Origin of the sequence: Brevundimonas sp. NPDC058933, from assembly GCF_049315965.1 — a bacterium.
Taxonomy (GTDB): Bacteria; Pseudomonadota; Alphaproteobacteria; order Caulobacterales; family Caulobacteraceae; genus Brevundimonas.
In genome coordinates this window covers 27,082-43,095 of record NZ_JBMOSL010000016.1, presented here as the reverse complement: position 1 = coordinate 43,095, position 16,014 = coordinate 27,082, and the positions used below count along the sequence as shown (strand labels likewise).

General features: G+C 69.1%; 18 protein-coding genes. 4 read left to right on the top strand and 14 right to left on the bottom strand.

Annotated elements, in window-relative coordinates; genetic code table 11:
- Positions 1–107 precede the first annotated feature (107 nt).
- From ACOZBP_RS16665 to ACOZBP_RS16635, 7 genes are all read right to left on the bottom strand, one after another.
- Entirely contained in the window at positions 108–779 is a 672-nt protein-coding gene (locus ACOZBP_RS16665; protein ID WP_114818597.1) for a response regulator transcription factor, read from the bottom strand.
- A gap of 66 nt (positions 780–845) precedes the next feature.
- Positions 846–2,408: a Do family serine endopeptidase gene (locus tag ACOZBP_RS16660; RefSeq protein ID WP_422677445.1), complete on the bottom strand. Its 1,563-nt coding sequence runs from the start codon at positions 2,406–2,408 to the stop codon at positions 846–848.
- Positions 2,409–2,641: 233 nt separating this feature from the next.
- Complete coding sequence (locus ACOZBP_RS16655) at positions 2,642–3,118, bottom strand: cytochrome c-type biogenesis protein (protein ID WP_422677444.1); 477 nt, start codon at positions 3,116–3,118, stop codon at positions 2,642–2,644.
- Positions 3,115–5,100 (bottom strand): heme lyase CcmF/NrfE family subunit, encoded by a 1,986-nt coding sequence (locus ACOZBP_RS16650; protein WP_422677443.1) that lies wholly within the window; start codon positions 5,098–5,100, stop codon positions 3,115–3,117. Before ACOZBP_RS16650 ends, ACOZBP_RS16655 begins: the two co-directional genes overlap by 4 nt.
- Entirely contained in the window at positions 5,097–5,588 is a 492-nt protein-coding gene (ccmE, locus tag ACOZBP_RS16645) for a cytochrome c maturation protein CcmE (protein ID WP_422677442.1), read from the bottom strand. Before ccmE ends, ACOZBP_RS16650 begins: the two co-directional genes overlap by 4 nt.
- A 33-nt stretch (positions 5,589–5,621) precedes the next feature.
- On the bottom strand, positions 5,622–6,437 hold the full coding sequence (gene ccmI, locus ACOZBP_RS16640; protein ID WP_422677441.1) for a c-type cytochrome biogenesis protein CcmI: 816 nt from the start codon (positions 6,435–6,437) through the stop codon (positions 5,622–5,624).
- Positions 6,438–6,455: 18 nt separating this feature from the next.
- Positions 6,456–7,820, bottom strand: a complete 1,365-nt coding sequence (locus tag ACOZBP_RS16635; RefSeq protein ID WP_422677440.1) for a hypothetical protein — start codon at positions 7,818–7,820, stop codon at positions 6,456–6,458.
- 211 nt (positions 7,821–8,031) lie between these two features.
- Between ACOZBP_RS16635 and ACOZBP_RS16630 the strand changes: the two genes are divergently transcribed.
- Positions 8,032–9,582 (top strand): arylsulfatase, encoded by a 1,551-nt coding sequence (locus ACOZBP_RS16630; RefSeq protein WP_422677439.1) that lies wholly within the window; start codon positions 8,032–8,034, stop codon positions 9,580–9,582.
- A 153-nt stretch (positions 9,583–9,735) separates the two neighbouring features.
- On the opposite strand, the gene ACOZBP_RS16625 is transcribed toward ACOZBP_RS16630, so the two are convergent.
- The 4 genes from ACOZBP_RS16625 to ACOZBP_RS16610 form a co-directional block, all read right to left on the bottom strand.
- Entirely contained in the window at positions 9,736–9,909 is a 174-nt protein-coding gene (locus ACOZBP_RS16625) for a hypothetical protein (protein WP_422677438.1), read from the bottom strand.
- 84 nt (positions 9,910–9,993) lie between these two features.
- The gene (locus tag ACOZBP_RS16620) at positions 9,994–11,442 is read right to left on the bottom strand and encodes an ATP-binding protein (protein WP_422677437.1); all 1,449 of its coding nucleotides are present in this window, start codon (positions 11,440–11,442) and stop codon (positions 9,994–9,996) included.
- Between the two features lie 7 nt (positions 11,443–11,449).
- Positions 11,450–12,130 carry a response regulator transcription factor gene (locus tag ACOZBP_RS16615; RefSeq protein ID WP_114818691.1) on the bottom strand — a complete coding sequence of 227 codons (681 nt, stop codon included), beginning with the start codon at positions 12,128–12,130 and terminating at the stop codon, positions 11,450–11,452.
- Positions 12,131–12,133: 3 nt separating this feature from the next.
- Positions 12,134–12,481: a hypothetical protein gene (locus ACOZBP_RS16610; RefSeq protein ID WP_422677436.1), complete on the bottom strand. Its 348-nt coding sequence runs from the start codon at positions 12,479–12,481 to the stop codon at positions 12,134–12,136.
- Between the two features lie 266 nt (positions 12,482–12,747).
- On the opposite strand from ACOZBP_RS16610, the gene ACOZBP_RS16605 reads away from it, so the two are divergent.
- Positions 12,748–13,122, top strand: a complete 375-nt coding sequence (locus ACOZBP_RS16605) for a hypothetical protein (protein WP_422677435.1) — start codon at positions 12,748–12,750, stop codon at positions 13,120–13,122.
- Between the two features lie 195 nt (positions 13,123–13,317).
- Here the strand turns inward: ACOZBP_RS16605 and ACOZBP_RS16600 are convergent, their stop codons facing one another.
- From ACOZBP_RS16600 to ACOZBP_RS16590, 3 genes are read right to left on the bottom strand one after another with little or no spacing between them, the layout of a single operon-like run.
- Positions 13,318–13,890: a nucleotidyltransferase family protein gene (locus ACOZBP_RS16600; protein ID WP_422677434.1), complete on the bottom strand. Its 573-nt coding sequence runs from the start codon at positions 13,888–13,890 to the stop codon at positions 13,318–13,320.
- Positions 13,891–13,911: 21 nt separating this feature from the next.
- Entirely contained in the window at positions 13,912–14,730 is an 819-nt protein-coding gene (gene thiD, locus ACOZBP_RS16595) for a bifunctional hydroxymethylpyrimidine kinase/phosphomethylpyrimidine kinase (RefSeq protein ID WP_422677433.1), read from the bottom strand.
- A complete protein-coding gene (locus ACOZBP_RS16590) occupies positions 14,727–15,071 on the bottom strand; it encodes a DMT family transporter (protein ID WP_422677432.1) in 345 nt (114 codons plus the stop codon). Before ACOZBP_RS16590 ends, thiD begins: the two co-directional genes overlap by 4 nt.
- A gap of 81 nt (positions 15,072–15,152) precedes the next feature.
- Here ACOZBP_RS16590 and ACOZBP_RS16585 point away from each other — a divergent pair, with 81 nt between their 5' ends.
- Positions 15,153–15,464, top strand: a complete 312-nt coding sequence (locus ACOZBP_RS16585) for an ArsR/SmtB family transcription factor (protein WP_422677431.1) — start codon at positions 15,153–15,155, stop codon at positions 15,462–15,464.
- Positions 15,461–16,012 (top strand): SRPBCC family protein, encoded by a 552-nt coding sequence (locus ACOZBP_RS16580; protein ID WP_422677430.1) that lies wholly within the window; start codon positions 15,461–15,463, stop codon positions 16,010–16,012. Before ACOZBP_RS16585 ends, ACOZBP_RS16580 begins: the two co-directional genes overlap by 4 nt.
- The last annotated feature ends 2 nt before the right edge of the window (positions 16,013–16,014 follow it).

Here is a 16,014-nt window from a genome sequence, read left to right as displayed (position 1 = left end):
GGGCGTCTGTGGTCACCCCCTCCACCCCGCTTCGCGCGGTCCCCCTCCCCCGTAAACGGGGGAGGATCAAACCACCCTCCCCATGAAAGGGAGGGAGAAAGTCTGCCCTACGCCTCCAGCCGATACCCCGCGCCGCGCACGGTCTGCAGCATGGCCCGGTCGAAACCCTTGTCGATCTTGGAGCGCAGGCGGCTGATGTGGACGTCGATGACGTTGGTCTGTGGGTCGAAGTGGTATTCCCACACCTTCTCCAGCAGCATGGTGCGCGTCACCGACTGGCCGGCGTGGCGCATCAGGAACTCCAGCAGCTGGAACTCGCGCGGCTGCAGGTCGATCTCGGTCGCGCCGCGATGCACGGTGCGGGCGATCAGGTTCATCTCCAGGTCGCCGACCTTGAGCACGGTCTGCACCCCGCCCGTCTCGCGACGGCGCGCCAACGCCTCTACCCGCGCGATCAGCTCGGCGAAGGCGTAGGGCTTCACAAGGTAGTCGTCGGCCCCGGCCTTCAGCCCCGTCACCCGGTCCTCGACCTCGCCCAGCGCCGACAGGAACAGGACCGGCGTCTGATCGCCGCCCTTGCGCACCGTCTCGACCATGCCGACGCCGTCCAGCCGCGGCATCATGCGGTCCACGACATAGACGTCGTAGCCGCCCTTTTGCGATTCCAGCAGGCCGAAGGCGCCGTCCACGGCGTGCGTCACCTCGTGCCCGGCCTCGGACAGGCCTCGCACCATCGCGGTCGCCGCCTCAGCGTCGTCCTCAACCACCAGAATACGCATAGGCCCCTCCAGAAACAGATTCGGCGGCGATGTTAGCGCATCGCCGCCGATCCCGTCAGTTACGCCTTATTCAGGCTTGGCGAAGGGCAGGACGATCGGCGCATTGCCTGCGGGTGTCCGCACCAGCAGCAGGACGCCGGGGCGGCGCGCCGTCCGTGCGACCTCGACGGCGTCGCGCAGTTCCTTGGCGGTCGTCACGTTGCGGCCATTGGCCTGAACAATCACCATGCCCGGCTGGAAGCGCAGACGCCCGGCCTCGGAGCGGGTCTCCACGGCCGTCACCACCACGCCACGCACGGTTTCCGCCAGCTCGTAGCGGCTACGCAGGGCAGGGGTGATCGGCGCGACGGTCAGCCCCTCGACCTTTTCGCCAGCGACGACGCCGGGCGCCTCCGGCGTCCCCGGGTCGCCGGCTTCTGCTTCCGCAGCGCCGAGGTTGGCGGGGCGAGTGCCCGCGCGCAGGGTGATCGTCTGGCGTCGCCCCTCGCGCAGCAGTTCCAGCCTCAGGGTTTCGCCGGGCTCCACCGAACCGACCGCCCGCGTCAGTTCATTGCTGCCCTCGATCGGGCTGCCATTCAGGCTCACGACGACGTCACCGGCCTGCAAGCCGCCCTGAGCGCCCGGCGCACCGGGCGTCACGTCGGTGATGTAGGCGCCCTTGGTGCCCTCTGGCAGCCCCAGGCTTTCGCGGTACTCGTTGGTCAGGTTGCCGATCGTCACGCCCAGATAGCCGCGCTCGATCTTCTCGCCGCGCATCAGACGGTCGGTCGTCTCCTTGGCGATTCCGGCCGGAATGGCGAAGCCGATGCCGACCGAGCCGCCGGTGGGCGAGAAGATGGCCGTGTTCACGCCGATCACCCGGCCATAGATGTCAAACGTAGGGCCGCCCGAGTTGCCCCGGTTGATGGCGGCGTCGATCTGGATGAAGTCGGTGTAGGGGTTCTCATTGCCGCCGATATCGCGGGCCTTGGCCGAAACAATGCCCGCCGTGGCGGTGCCGCCCAGGCCAAAGGGGTTGCCCACGGCGATGACCCAGTCGCCGACGCGCGGCTCGGCCTTGTCCTCGAACGAGACGAAGGGGAAGGTCGAGCCCTCGACCTTGATCACCGCCAGATCGGTCAAGGGATCACGGCCGATCAGGCGCGCTTTCAGCTCACGCCCGTCGCTGAGCCTGACGTTGATCTCGATCGCGTCCGCCACGACGTGGTTGTTGGTGACGATGAAACCGTCAGCAGAAATGAAGAAGCCCGAGCCGGCGCCTTGGGCCGTGGTCGAGTTGTCGTCCTCGCCCTCTTCGCCCGAGCCGCCGCCGCGCGGCGCGCCGGGAATGGGCACGGCGCCGAAGCCGGGGATCTGGATCGCGGTCGGGCGCTGCACCCGCGTCTTGACGTCGATCTGCACCACGGCGGGCGCGACCTGCTGGAAGATGTCGGCGAAGCTGAGCGGCGCGCCTTGCGGCGGCGCAAAGGCCAGGCCCGCAGCCCCGGCCGAGGGGACCAGCCGTCCCGCCTGTGCGGCGGCCGGCGCGGCGTGTGCGCCGGGCCAGCTGATGACCCCGCCCGCCGTCGCGGCGGCGGCGAAGGTCAGGCCGACCGCGGCCCCCAGAATGAACTCCTTGCGCTTCAGCATCGTCGTCCTTGCAGTCCTGAAAGGCGGAGCTCCAAAAGCTCCGTTCGCCCATGGATATAGGGCGTTATGGCCAAAGCCAATGCACGCCCTCGCGATGGTTGTTCCTGATCCGCGTTCGCCGTGAGGCGCAGGTGCGTCAGGATCGCGGCGAAGCCTGTCATTTTAGAGAACCGCCCCCCTCCCCGTTCATCCCGGCGGACGCCGGGATGAACGGAAGATGAGACGAGACCGACCTAGCGCTCGGCGTCGTCCGTCGCGGCCGTCAGCGCCGCCAGCGCCCGCTCTTCTTCCGCTGTCAGAGGCTGCACCTCGACCCGCCGCCGCCGCGCCCGCCACACGAACACCGCGCCCGCGCCCAGCACCAGGGCGAACGGCCCGAACCACAGCAGCCAGGTCCCGGCCCGCACCGGCGGCTGGAACAGGACATAGTCGCCATAGCGCCGCACCAGGTCCTGACGCACCGCCTGATCGCTCTTGCCCGCCGCGATCTCCTCGCGCACCAGGCGGCGCATGTCGGCGGCGATGCCGGCCGGGCTGTCGGCGATGGATTCGTGCTGGCAGACGACGCAGCGGATGTCGGTGAACAGGGCCCGCGCCCGCGCCTCCTGCGCCGCATCGGGCAAGGGACGATCCGGCGCCGGGGGCGGCTCCGCCATCGCCGCGCCCGCCAAGAGGCTCAGAGCCCCCGCCAACGCCGCCAGCCGCCTCACCCCTTGACCTCCGTCTTGCGACGCGAACCCGCCCCGACCCGCAGCCGCCGATCCATCAGGGACAGCACCCCGCCCAGGGCCATGATCGCCGGGCCGAGGAAGATCAGCCGCGCCCACGGATTGTAATAGACCCGCACCGTCCAGGCCTGCTGGCCGTCGTCCGCGCGCGCCCGCTCGCCCATGACCACATAGACGTCATCCAGCCCGCGGAAGTCGAGGCCCACCTCGGTCGTCGTCTGCCCGCCCGCCGGGAAGAACCGCCGCTCGGCGGTGACGACGCGTTCAACCGCATCACCCTCGACCGGAAACACCGTCAGCCGCCCCTGCTCGGCCAGATAGTTCGGCCCCTCGATCACCTCGACCGCGTCCAGCCGCACCCGCCACGGCCCCGACGACACCACGCCGCCCAGGGGCACAGCCGCCGCCGCCTCGGCCTTGAAGCTGGTCTCGACCACCGCCCCCAGGATGAAGACCCCCAGACCCGCGTGGGCCAGGGTCATGCCCCAGGCGCCCAGCGGCAGACCCCGGGCCCGACGCAGGGTCTCGACCAGCGGCGCCCGGAAGGCCTTGGTCCGCGTCGCCACTTCGGCCAGCGCCCCCAGGATCAGCCAGGCCCCCACGCCCAGCCCCGCCGCCGCCAGCGCCTTCTTCGGCTCGAACAGCAGGAAGGCCGCGAAGGCCGCCACGACCGCCAGACCCGCCGCCAGCCACAGCCGCTGCAAGGCCCCCTTCAGGTCGCCGCGCTTCCACGCCAGCAGAGGCCCGGCGGGCAGGATCAGACAGGCGACCAGCATCAGCGGCGTGAAGGTCGCGGCGAAATAGGGCGGCCCCACCGAAATGGTCGCCCCAGAAATCCCCTCAAGGATCAACGGGTACAGGGTCCCCAGCAGCACCGTCGCCGCCGCCGCGGTCAGGAACAGATTGTTCAGCACCAGCGCGCCTTCACGGCTGATCGGCGCAAATGCCGCGCCTGACCGGATCGCCGGCGCCCGGAAGGCGAACAGGATGAAGGCCGCCCCCGCCGCCACGCCCAGGATGGCCAGCAGCATCATGCCCCGCTCGGGATCAACGGCGAAGGCGTGGACGCTGGTCAGCACGCCCGAGCGCACCAGAAACGCCCCCAGCATGGAGAAGGTGAAGGCCAGGATGGCCAGAAACACCGTCCACCCCGCCAGCGCCCCGCGCCGTTCCGTTACGATGGCCGAGTGCAGCAGAGCCGCCCCCGCCAGCCAAGGCATGAAGCTGGCGTTCTCCACCGGGTCCCAGAACCACCAGCCGCCCCAGCCCAGTTCGTAATAGGCCCAGAAGGAGCCCAGCAGGATGCCGACCGTCAGAAAGGCCCAGGACGCCAGCGCCCACGGCCGCACCCAGCGGCCCCAGGCCGGATCGACCCGCTTCTCGATCAGGGCGGCGACCGCCAGAGAGAAACAGACCGAAAACCCGACATAGCCGGCGTAGAGCAGCGGCGGGTGGAAGGCGAGCGCCGGGTCCTGCAACAGGGGGTTCAGCGACGCCCCCTGCACCGGGGCCGGGTCCAGACGGGCAAAGGGGTTCGAGGTAAAGACGGCGAAGGCCAGGAACATGGTCGACAGCGCGCCCTGCACCGCGACGCTCGAGGTCTTCAGCCCGAACGGTAGACCGCGCGCCAGGGCCAGCGCCCCGCCGAAGCCGGTCATGACCAGGCACCACAGCACCAGCGAGCCTTCATGGCTGCCCCAGGCGGCGGCCACCTTGTAGAGCATGGGCTTGTCGGTGTGGCTGTTCAGGGCCACGTTCGACACCGAGAAGTCCGACACCGCAAAGGCGTAGATCAGGGCCGCAAACGCCAACGCCGTCGCCGCCGCCGAGGCGATCAGCGCCCCGCCCCCGGCCCCCGCCAGCACAGGGCTCAGCCTCAGCCGCCCCGCCGTCGCCAGGGCCGTGGTCAGCCCGGCCAACACCAGGGCCAGGATCAGCGCGAACGCCCCCAGTTCGACGATCACAGGCTGCGGCTCGCTTGGCTCGGCGGGGCTTCGCCCGTCTCAGGCCGCCACTCGCCCTTTTCCTTCAGCCGGTCGGCGACTTCGCGCGGCATATAGGTCTCGTCGTGCTTGGCCAGCACCTGGCTGGCTTCAAACACGCGGTCGGGGCGGAAGGCGCCCTGGGCCACGATCCCCTGCCCTTCGCGGAACAGGTCGGGCAGGTCGCCGTGATAGCTGACGGTCGAGGTCCCCACATTGTCGGTGACGACGAAGACCACCGTCCCGTCCGCGCCCTTGACCACGCTGCCGGCCTCGACCAGCCCGCCCAGTCGGATGACCCGGCCCGCCGGCGCGGCCGCCTCGGTCACTTCGGACGGCGAGAAGAAGTAGGTGACATTGTCCTTCATGGCCCACAGCGACAGACCGACCGCCAGGGCCAGCACCGGCGCCGCCGCCGCCACGATCCACAGACGCCGCCGCGCCTTGGGCGATTTGGGAAGCCAGCTCATGTCAGGACATCACAGAAGGGTTGCGGCGCAGGCTCATCCGGCCCCGCCCAGTCGTTGTTGCAGTTCCGCCCGGCGCGGATCGTTCGGCTCCAGCGCCGCGATCAGCGGCCCCCAGGCCGCCGCCGCCCCGGCCTTGTCGCCGCGTTTCAGCGCCGCCTCGCCCAGGAAGAACCGCGCGCCGAGCTGATCCGGGTCATGCTTCAAGGCCTCGACGAAGGCCGCCTCGGCGTCGCCGCCGACCGCCCCCTCGTTGGCCCGCACCAGGCTTTCGCCCAGCCGCGCCCAGCTCTGGGCGTCGTCGGGCTTGATCGCCAGCGCCCGGCGGAAGGCCGAGGCCGCGCCGATGGGATCGCCCGCCTCGAACCGGGCCGCGCCCAACATGGTCAGGGCCTGATGGTCGTCGGGCCGATCCTTGACGATGCGGCCGATCACGGCCGCCGCCTGGGCCGGCTCCAGCGTCTCGGGCGAGGCCGCCCAGTCCCGCACGCGCGTCTCATAGGCCTGATCCGCCATGCCCGGCGCGGCCAGACCCAGATAGAGGGCCAGCGAAACCGCCGCCGTCAGCCCGATCCCGCCCAGAACCCAGACCCGGTCCTTTGATCCCGCCGCCGGCGCCGGCGCATCGCGGCGCGCGGCCAGCAGCCGCCGCCCCGCCTCGGCCCGGGCGGCGGCCCAGCCCGCCTCGTCCAGCAGACCGCGTGTCTTCAGCCGATCCAGTTCGGCCATCTCGCGCGCGCCAGCCTCACGGTCGACCAGGCCTTCCGCGTCCGCCCCGCGTCGCGCGCCGGCCAGCACCAGCAGCCCGGCCAGGGCCGTGGCCAGTCCCGTCATGATCCAGAAGATCGTCATGTCCGCCGCTCTAGCGGATCAGGCGACCTGACGCGAGGCTCGCGAAGTCGCACCGGGCGTCAAAACCGTCGGCGCCGTCCCCGCCACCCCCAGACGCCGCCGCACCGTCCGCGCTGCATCCTTGGCCCCGATAAGGCCCAGCAGTTCGGCGGTCAGGGCGATCCGCTTGCGCGCAACGGCTTCGTCGGGCGCCGCGCCGTCGTTCAGCCGCTCGATCGCCTCGTCGGCCCAGGCGGCCAGACGCCCGGTCAGGCCCTCCGCCGTCTGGCGCCGCTCGGCCTCGCAGCCGAAGACCGTGGCCGGTCCGCGCACGAGTCCGATCACCGCCGCCAGAGCCCTGGCCCTGTCGGCCGCCGCGGCGTCCACCGCCTCGTCCAGCTTCGGCGCCGGGCGGGTCATTCGTCCGGCCATGGCCGTGCGCTCGACCGGCAACACCTTGCCCGCCGCCTTCTCCGCCGCGCTGAACAGTTCGGACAGTCGCAGGGCGATCTTCAGCCGCGCCTGCCGCACCGCCTTGCCCCAGGCGCTGTCGGCCCGCAACGGCAGGGTCATGTCGATCTCGGACAGGGTTTCCGCGCACCAGTCCAGGTCGGTCTTCAGCAGAGCCGCGTCCGCTCCCGGCGCCGTCGGATCGAACGTCGCCGCCTCCGCCGCCCGATGCGCCAGCGCCGTCACCACCCGGTCGACGAAGACCGCCAGCTCGCTCTCGCTCACCACCGTCTCGCGCCCGGCGGCAGGCGTGGCCAGAGCCACCAGCCGCAACATCGTCCGGGCGTCTGTCAGATGGGCGAAATAGATCTCCATCAGCCGCGCCGCCCCGTCCGGCGCAATCGAGGCCGCCTGGCGCAAGGCCAGCTTCAACTCCGCCGTCGCCTCCGGCCCCGGCCGTCCCAGCCATGCCTCCAGATAGGTCAGACTGCGCCGCGCCAGTCCCGCCAGATCGAAGCAGGCCGCCAGTTCCGCCGCCTGTTCCGCGCTGGCGCCGGGCCACAGACCTTCGCCCCGGTCCCGCACCGCCGAGGCCGCGCTCAGGCACAGGCGGTCGGCCACCATGCGCGACAGCTCGTCGTCGCGATCCAGCTGCGGCAGCAGCTCGGGCTCATTGCGCGTCGCCAGCCGCCACAGCCGACCGGGCGCGGAGGCCGGAAAGCTCAAGCCCTCCAGCCCGTCTTCACGCGGCCGGAACAGGGGCGTCAGCGGCGCAAAGGCGGCGTCGCGCCGCCGCCGGTCCAGCCCCTCGGCCTCCACCATGTCGCGCAGCGCCCACGCGCGATCCCCCGTCATCGCGGTCGCCAGCTCTTCCAGCGGCGACAGGAGGCGATCCGGGCAAGCGGCGATCAGCTGGGCCAGGGCGGCCCTTTGCGCGACCGACAGGTCCGCCATGAACACTCCTTCGGCCGAACCGAGTCCCGACCACGGCGCCAAGGGTGCGCCCTCCGGGTTAACAGGGGCTTTTGCAAAGCCATGCGGCCCATCGGTGAATCTTAACGCCCCGTCTGCGGGTTCCTAAACGCCGAACCCAAGGGTTTCACCCGAGGATCAGGAAGCCCGACGGGTCTAGATTTTGGTCACACCCCCAAGCAGGAGCTGACCTATGCCGAATGGTAAACCCAACATCCTCGTCATCTGGGGCGACGACATCGGATACTGGAATGTCGGCGCATACACCCACGGCATGATGGGCAAGACGCCGAACATCGACAGCATCGCGCGCGACGGCTGCCTGTTCACGGACCACTATGGTCAGCCCAGCTGCACCGCCGGGCGCGCCGCCTTCATCACCGGCCAGATGCCGGTGCGGACGGGGATGACCACCATCGGCATCCCGGGCTCGACCCGGGGCATCCAGAAGGAAGACCCGACCCTGGCCGAGGTGCTCAAGGATCAGGGCTACGCCACCGCACAGTTCGGCAAGAACCATCTGGGCGACCGCAACGAGTTCCTGCCCACCTCGCACGGCTTCGACGAATGGTTCGGCAACCTCTATCACCTGAACGCCGAGGAAGAGCCCGAAGAGCTGGACTATCCCGGTCAGAAGAACCCTGAGTATCAGAAGAAATTCGGCCCGCGCGGCGTCCTGCACGCCTGGGCGACGGACGAGTTCGACGAAACCGACGACGGCATCTTCGGCAAGCGCGGCAAGCAGAAGGTGGAAAACACCGGTCTTCTGACCCGCAAGCGGATGGAGACCTTCGACAAGGAGGTCGTCGATAAGACCCTCGACTGGATGGATCGCGTGGGCAAGGACGACAAGCCCTGGTTCTGCTGGTTCAACACCACCGCCATCCACATCTTCTCCCACCCGCAGAAGAAGTACCTGCAACAGGCGGTGGATGAGGGCCGGGCCGAGGAAGACGTGGTCCGCGCCAAGATGCTCGAGCATGACGAACACGTCGGCATGCTGCTGGACAAGCTGAAAGAGCTGGGCGTCGAGGATGACACCATCGTCATCTACTCGACCGACAACGGCAACGAACTGATGCTGTGGCCCGATGGCGGCTACGCCCCGTTCCGCGGCGAGAAGGGCACGACCTGGGAAGGCGGCGTCCGCGTGCCCTGCCTGATCAAGTGGCCCGGCACCATCCCCGCCGGCTCATCGGCCAACGGCATCCAGAACCACGAAGACCTGTATCTGACCCTGGCCGAGGCTGGCGGCGCCACCGGCGTCAAGGAAAAGCTCCTCGACGGCCACACCATGAACGGCGTCAAATACACCTGCCATCTGGACGGCTTCAACCAGATCGACATGTGGAGCGGCAAGTCCGAGAAATCGGCGCGCACGGCCCACTACTACTATGACGAGACCGATCTGATGGCGGTTCGGGTGAACAACTGGAAGATGCACATCGGCGTCAAGAAGAACGGCAGCTGGTTCACCGAGAAGTCCTATCCCAGCATCCCCTACCTCTTCCACCTGCGTATGGATCCGATGGAGAAGATGGACCCCGAAAGCGAAGAGTGGGGCTATATCGGGCGCAAGTTCTTCGCCTCCAAGCTCTGGGCGCCCAACGCCGGCGCGCCCTTCATCGCCGAGCACCTGGAAAGCCTGAAGAAGTATCCGCCGAGGCAGGCCGCCGACACCCTCTCGATGCATGTCGCGCTCGAGAAGGCCATGGCCGCCCTCGCGGATCCACGCGGCGCCTGACGGGCGGCTCCCCAACCGACAACCCGTCTGGCAAGCCCGCTACGGGACGACGTCAACCGTCGTTCCGTAGCGGGTTTTGCATTTTCCGACTGACACGTCGGCCCTCCACTCTCCTCCGGCAACCGATTTCCGCGAATGGGCCAGAGGCGGCGATCAGCGGATCTTGTCGAGCGCTGCCTCATAGGCGGCCTGTGCGCGAGCCAGGACCTCGCGGGCCTGCGCCTTTTCGGGGTCATCAAGCTTCCTGCGGTAGTTCTCATGGGCGGCGCGCAGGCCCTCCAGCGCCTTGTCCCACTCGACATAGACCGTATCATTGTAGTCGATCATTTTTCGGCTCCCTGCATGGCTGTTCGAGAAGAACGCCCGGAGCGCGACTTCGGAGATGCGGCCATAGTTCGCGGGCGCCGCCGCTCAGCCCTCCGCCGCCGGCAGCTCCAGCAGCACCTTCAGCCCGCCCATGTCGCTGTCGGCCAGGGTGACACGACCGCCGTAGGCGCGGGTCAGGTCGTCGACGATGGACAGGCCCAGGCCGGTGCCCGGCGTATCCTCGTCCATGCGGGCGCCGCGTTTCAGGGCGGCGTCACGCTGGTCGACAGGCAGGCCCGGGCCATCGTCCTCAACCACCACGATCATCTGACCGGGCAAGGAGACGCCGGCCGATATCCGCACCCGGCGTTTGCACCATTTGGCCGCGTTCTCGATCAGGTTGCCGAAGATTTCCTGCAAGTCCTGACGCTCGCCCAGGAAGGCCAGTTCGTCCGGCGCGCGCCAGTCGATCTCCACCCCCTTGGTCTCGAACACCCGTTCCAGCATGACCGCCAGCTCGTCCAGCACCTCGCCAATGGGCGTCGTCTCGCCCAGGCCGTGCGCGGCGCGGGCGGCCGCGCGGGCGCGGCGCAGGTGGTGGTCGACCTGATCCTGCATCACCCGGGTCTGCTTGCGCACCATGTCGGGCAGGACGCCCTCGCTCGTCCCCGCCTCGGCCAGCATGACCGCCAGCGGCGTCTTCAGCGCGTGGGCCAGGTTGCCGACGTGGGTGCGCTGGCGCTCCACCGTCTCCTGATTGTGGGTCAGCAGCCGGTTGACCTGTTGGGCCAGGGGCTGGATCTCCAGCGGATAGCTGCGTTCGATGCGGTGCGAACGGCCCTTGCGTACATCTGAAATCTCATCGCGCAGGTCGAACAGGGGGCGCAGGCCCACCCGCACCTGAATGAAGACCGCCGAGACCAGACCGGCCCCCAGCAGCAGCATGGCCACCCAGGTCACGGTGGCGAACTGGCGCGTGTCGGCGTCGATGTCCGAGCGATCCACCCCGGCGAAGAAAACCACCGGCGCGGTGCGCCCCGGCAGCTGTTTCATGCTGGCGGCGATGCGCAGAGGTTCGCCCTTGGGGCCGTCGTCGGCGTTGTAGCTGATGGTCTGGCCGAAGGCGGCGTGCAGCCGATCATCCAGATCGGCGGCGTACTCCAGATCGGCCCGCCCCAATGACGCCGAACGCGCGACAACCTGCAACCGCCCGTCAGGGCCCGGCTCGGCCACCATCCAGTACTTGCCGGACAGCAGACGCTGGGTGCGCGCGTCCTGGATCTCACCGACGAAGACCTCGCCCTCCGGGGTGATGGTGGCGGCGACCACCGCCTCGTCGATGGTGTCGCCCAGCATGTTGCCGAGCCGTCGCAGCGCAGATTCCTGAAACACCGAGGTCAGCACCACCCCGGTCACCAGCAGGGCGACCAGAATCCAGGCCGAAGCCAGCCAGATCAGACGACGCGTCAGCGACTTGCCCGGCCGCCCGAACCAGCGGCCCCATTCGTTCTTGTGCAGCTTGGCGGGCGCTTCAGCCGCCTCGGCGTCGGTCATCCCGCGATCAGGCCGCGTCGCTCTCGCCGGCCAGCGGCGACAGGCGATAGCCCAGGCCGCGCACCGTCTCGATCCGATCCGAGCCGATCTTCTTCCTCAACCGTCCGACAAACACCTCGATGGTGTTGGAGTCGCGGTCGAAATCCTGATCGTACAGATGCTCGACCAGTTCCGTGCGGCTGATGACCCGGCCCTGATGCATCATCATGTAGTGCAACAGGCGGTATTCCAGCGAGGTCAGGCGCAGCGGCTCGCCGTTGACCGTCGCCCGCGCCGCGCGCGGGTCCAGCCTCAGGCCCCCGCATGTCAGGGTCGCCGCCGCATGGCCGGCCGAACGGCGCAGCAGGGCGCGCAGGCGGGCCAGCAGTTCCTCGGTGTGGAAGGGCTTGGTCAGATAGTCGTCGGCCCCGGCGTCGAAGCCCGCCACCTTGTCCGACCAGGCGCCGCGCGCCGTCAGGATCAGCACCGGCGTGGTCTTGCCCTCGCGGCGCCAGCGCTCCAGCACCGAAACCCCGTCGATCTTGGGCAGGCCCAGGTCCAGAACCACCACGTCATAGGGTTCGGTGTCGCCCAGGAACCAGGCCTCCTCGCCGTCGGGGGCATGATCGACGGCGTATCCGGCGTCGCCGAGGGCGGTCTTCAGCTGGCGCGACAGATCGACGTCGTCCTCGACAAGCAACACCCGCATTCATCAGTCTCCGCGAACCCGGCCGGACTGGCCGTCAACCTGTATGTCCGACACGCGTCCGCCCGGATACTCCCAGCGCACCACATAGTCGCCGCCGCGCTCCTGCACGCCCAGCATCCGGCCGGGACGCCCCGACTGGACCCGGCGAGCGATATCGCCGGGATCGGCGCGAGGCGACGACCGTTGCGCCGAGCGGGGCGCATCGCGCAGCCCCTGGCCCGGATAGTTCCGGGGCTGTTCGCGACGATCGTCGTCACGATCCCGGTCGCGGCCACGCGACTGGGCCGCCGCGTCCGTCAGGGGGACGAGGGCGATCAGGCCGGCCAGCAGGAGGGCTCGAATACGCATCATGGGATGTCTTCTAGACAGCAGCCTCTGAACGGGGGCTGAACGCGCAGTCTATCGCCGTTCACCCGGACAAGGAACGTCCGCGCGCGGATTCTCCGTCGCCGTCGCATGTTCGCCGCACCGGCCGTATCCGCCCGTCGCAACATGACCGATTTCTCATGCCGATGAACGCTACCTGAAACGCGCTGTTCAGACACGGCTCAGCCGCGAGGTGGTCTTTTGGGATCAACGCAGCCGATCCGGTTGCGACGATCCAAAGGAGCAAGACCATGAAAAAGCTGCTGATCCCCGCCCTGGCCGTCGCTGTCGCCTCGGCCGCCCTGCCCGCCGCCGCCCAGTCGTATGACCGCCACGGCCCTTCGCGCGGCCCGTCCTACGAACAGAACTACAACGGCTGGAACGCCATCTCCCAGCGCAAGCAAAACCTGGACCGCCGCATCGACCAGGGCGTCCGCAGCCGCCAGCTGAGCAGCCGCGAAGCCTCGCGTCTCAAGAACGAGCTGAACAGCCTGGTCCGTCTGGAGCGCAGCTACATGCGCGGCGGCCTGACCCGCTGGGAGCGCCAGGACCTGGACCGTCGCTACGACAGCCTGTCGTCCAAGGTCCGCTATGAGCGCAACGACCACAACGGCCGTCGCTACTAACGGCTGACCCGGACCCGGGCCTCATCCCTCCCTGTCAGAGGCCCGGCCGAGGGGCGCGATCCGCAAGGGTCGCGCCCTTTTCATACCCTCAACCGTCATCCCGGAAGCCCGCAGGGCTATCCGGGACCGCAGGAAGCGCAGCGTCTTGGGTCGTCCCGGCTCTCCGCTACGCTTCGGCCGGGATGACGACCGAGATCAGCCCGGCTTCACCACCCTGACCTCCGGCCAGCGCCCGCGGGCATTGGCGATGACCCTGTCCCAGCCCTTGGCCAGCCCCCGCTCGGGATTGGGGCGGATGGTCAGGTCGAACACGTCCTCCAGCCCGAACGGCGCGACCACGCTGATCCTGTCGTCCTTCTCCAGCCGCACGCCCACGGCGAAGGCCGGCGCCACGAACCGCGCCGGGGCCTCGTCCGTACAGCTCAGCGCCTCATAGGGTTCGCCAAATTTTCCTTCGAACCAGATGTGAACCCGCGCCTGGTTCCTCACCTCGACCTGCTCGCGCACCGGCGCGTCAAAGGCCGCGGCCACCCGCTTGATCACCGCATCCTCGGCGTCCCACGAGGTGTCGGGATCGAAATACCCGATGTCGTAGTCCTTGATTCCATAGCCGGTCGCCCGCCCCGTCTGGGCGTTCCACACCGCCTGATAGACCGCCCCCGAAAACAGCCGCCAGTCCGGCAGGTCCAGGTCCCGCATCACGCTCAGCACATGCATCAGGCCGGCGTCGGCGCGAACAATGTCGATCAGTCGGCTCTCAAGGGTCATGGCGCCGTCTGAAGGCGATTCCTAAAGCCCGCCAAGCCCTTCTCCCCGCAGCGGCCAGCCGTGATCCAGCGGCCCATGCCCCTGGCCCAGACCCGGCGCCCGGCGGATCGCCTCGGCGACATAGGCCCAGGCCTCGGCCACCGCGACCTGCAGCGGCAGGCCCCTGGCGATCCCGGCGGCGCAGGCGCTCGCCAGGGTACAGCCCGTCCCGTGCGTATGGCGCGTATCCACCCGCTCGCTCTCCAGCACCGTCTCGCCGTCAGTGGTCAGCAGCAGGTCGATCACCGTCTCGCCCGGCACATGACCGCCCTTCATCAGCACCGCCATCGCGCCCATCTCCAGCAAGGCCTCGCCCGCCCGACGCTGGCCGTCCAGATCGGCGACCGCGATCCCGGTCAGGGCCTCGGCCTCCGGCGCATTGGGCGTCAGCAGGGCCGCGCGCGGCACCATCAGCCGCCGCACCGCCTCGACCGCGCGATCCTCCAGCAGGGGCGAGCCGCCCTTGGCGATCATCACCGGATCGACCACCGTCGGCACGTTCCCGGCATAGTCGATCAGCCCCGCCACCGCCTCGACCACCTCGACCGAGCCCAGCATCCCGGTCTTCAGGGCGTCGGCGCCGATGTCGTCCAGCACGGCCTTGGCCTGAGCCTCGATCACGTCGATCGGCAGGGGATAGACCCCGTGAACCCCCAGGGTGTTCTGGATGGTGACAGCCGTGATCGCCGTGGCGGCGAACCCGCCCAGCATGGTCACCGCCTTGATGTCGGCCTGGATTCCAGCCCCGCCGCCGGAGTCGGAGCCCGCCAGAATCAAGACTCTGCCCTTAGCGTCGCTCATGCCGCCGCTCCCGAAAACAGCTTCAGTCCGACGATGCCCGAAACGATCAGCAGGATGCAGACCGCCCGCACCGCCGTCGCCGGTTCGCCATAGACCACGATCCCGACCGCCGCCGCGCCCACGGCGCCGATGCCGGTCCACACCGCATAGGCCGTGCCCACCGGCAGCTTCTGCGTCGCGATCCACAGCCCGACCATGCTGGCGATCAGAGCTACGACCACGCCCAGCGAGATCAGCGGCCGCTGCACCCCCACATACTTGATGCCCGAGGCCCACATGACCTCGAACAGGCCCGCCACCACGAGCACCAACCACGGATTGAGAGACAGAAGCCCGGACATGACGGCTGCATGACCGAAGGCGTCCGCAGAGGCAACGGCCTTTACATTGACAGATAGCTATATAGCCGATAGACGATATTCATGAACCTCGCGCTGCAAGCCCTGTCCGAACCGCACCGCATGGCCATCGTCGCCATGCTGGCCGACGGCGAACGCCCCGCCGGGGACTTCGTCGACGCCCTGCCCATCAGCCAGCCGACCGTATCCAAACACCTGTCGGTGCTGCGCGAGGCGGGCCTGGTCACGGTGCGCAAGGACGCCCAGCGGCGCCTCTATCGCCTCAACCCCGCCCCCCTGGCCGAGCTGGACGCCTGGTTGCAGCCCTATCGCCGCTTCTGGGTCGACCGCCTCGACGCGCTTGAACACCATCTCGACAAGGAGTTTCCGCAATGACCGACACTCTGATCATGACCGAAGACCAGGGCCGCGCGACCGAGATCGACGGCGGCTACGAAATCCGCTTCGAGCGCCGCCTGCGTCATTCGCCCGAACGCGTCTGGGCCGCCCTGACGACGCCGCAGGGCCTCGCCTGCTGGCTGGCCGAGGCCGTGATCGACCCCACGCCCGGCGGCCGCATGGACCTGAATTTCCGCCAGCCCGCCACCGAGAAATTCCCAGACACCCCCGAGGTCCGCCGGCAGGCCAACGAGGTCCTGGTCTTCCAGCCCTTCACCCGCTTCGAGCACACCTTCGGCGGCGCGGACTCGGTCGTCTCGTGGCGGCTGTCGCCCGACGGCGACGGCACCTGCCTGACCCTGATCCACCGCATGTCGCGCGACTGGGAATCCAACGTCGCCAACACCCTGGCCGGCTGGCATCACCACATGGAAGGCCTCGACGACGCCGCGCGCCGCACTCCCCATTCGTGGAACTGGCCGCGCTGGACCGCCCTGCGCGACGCCTATGCGGCGACGGTCGAACTCAGCCAATCCCAGGCCTGATC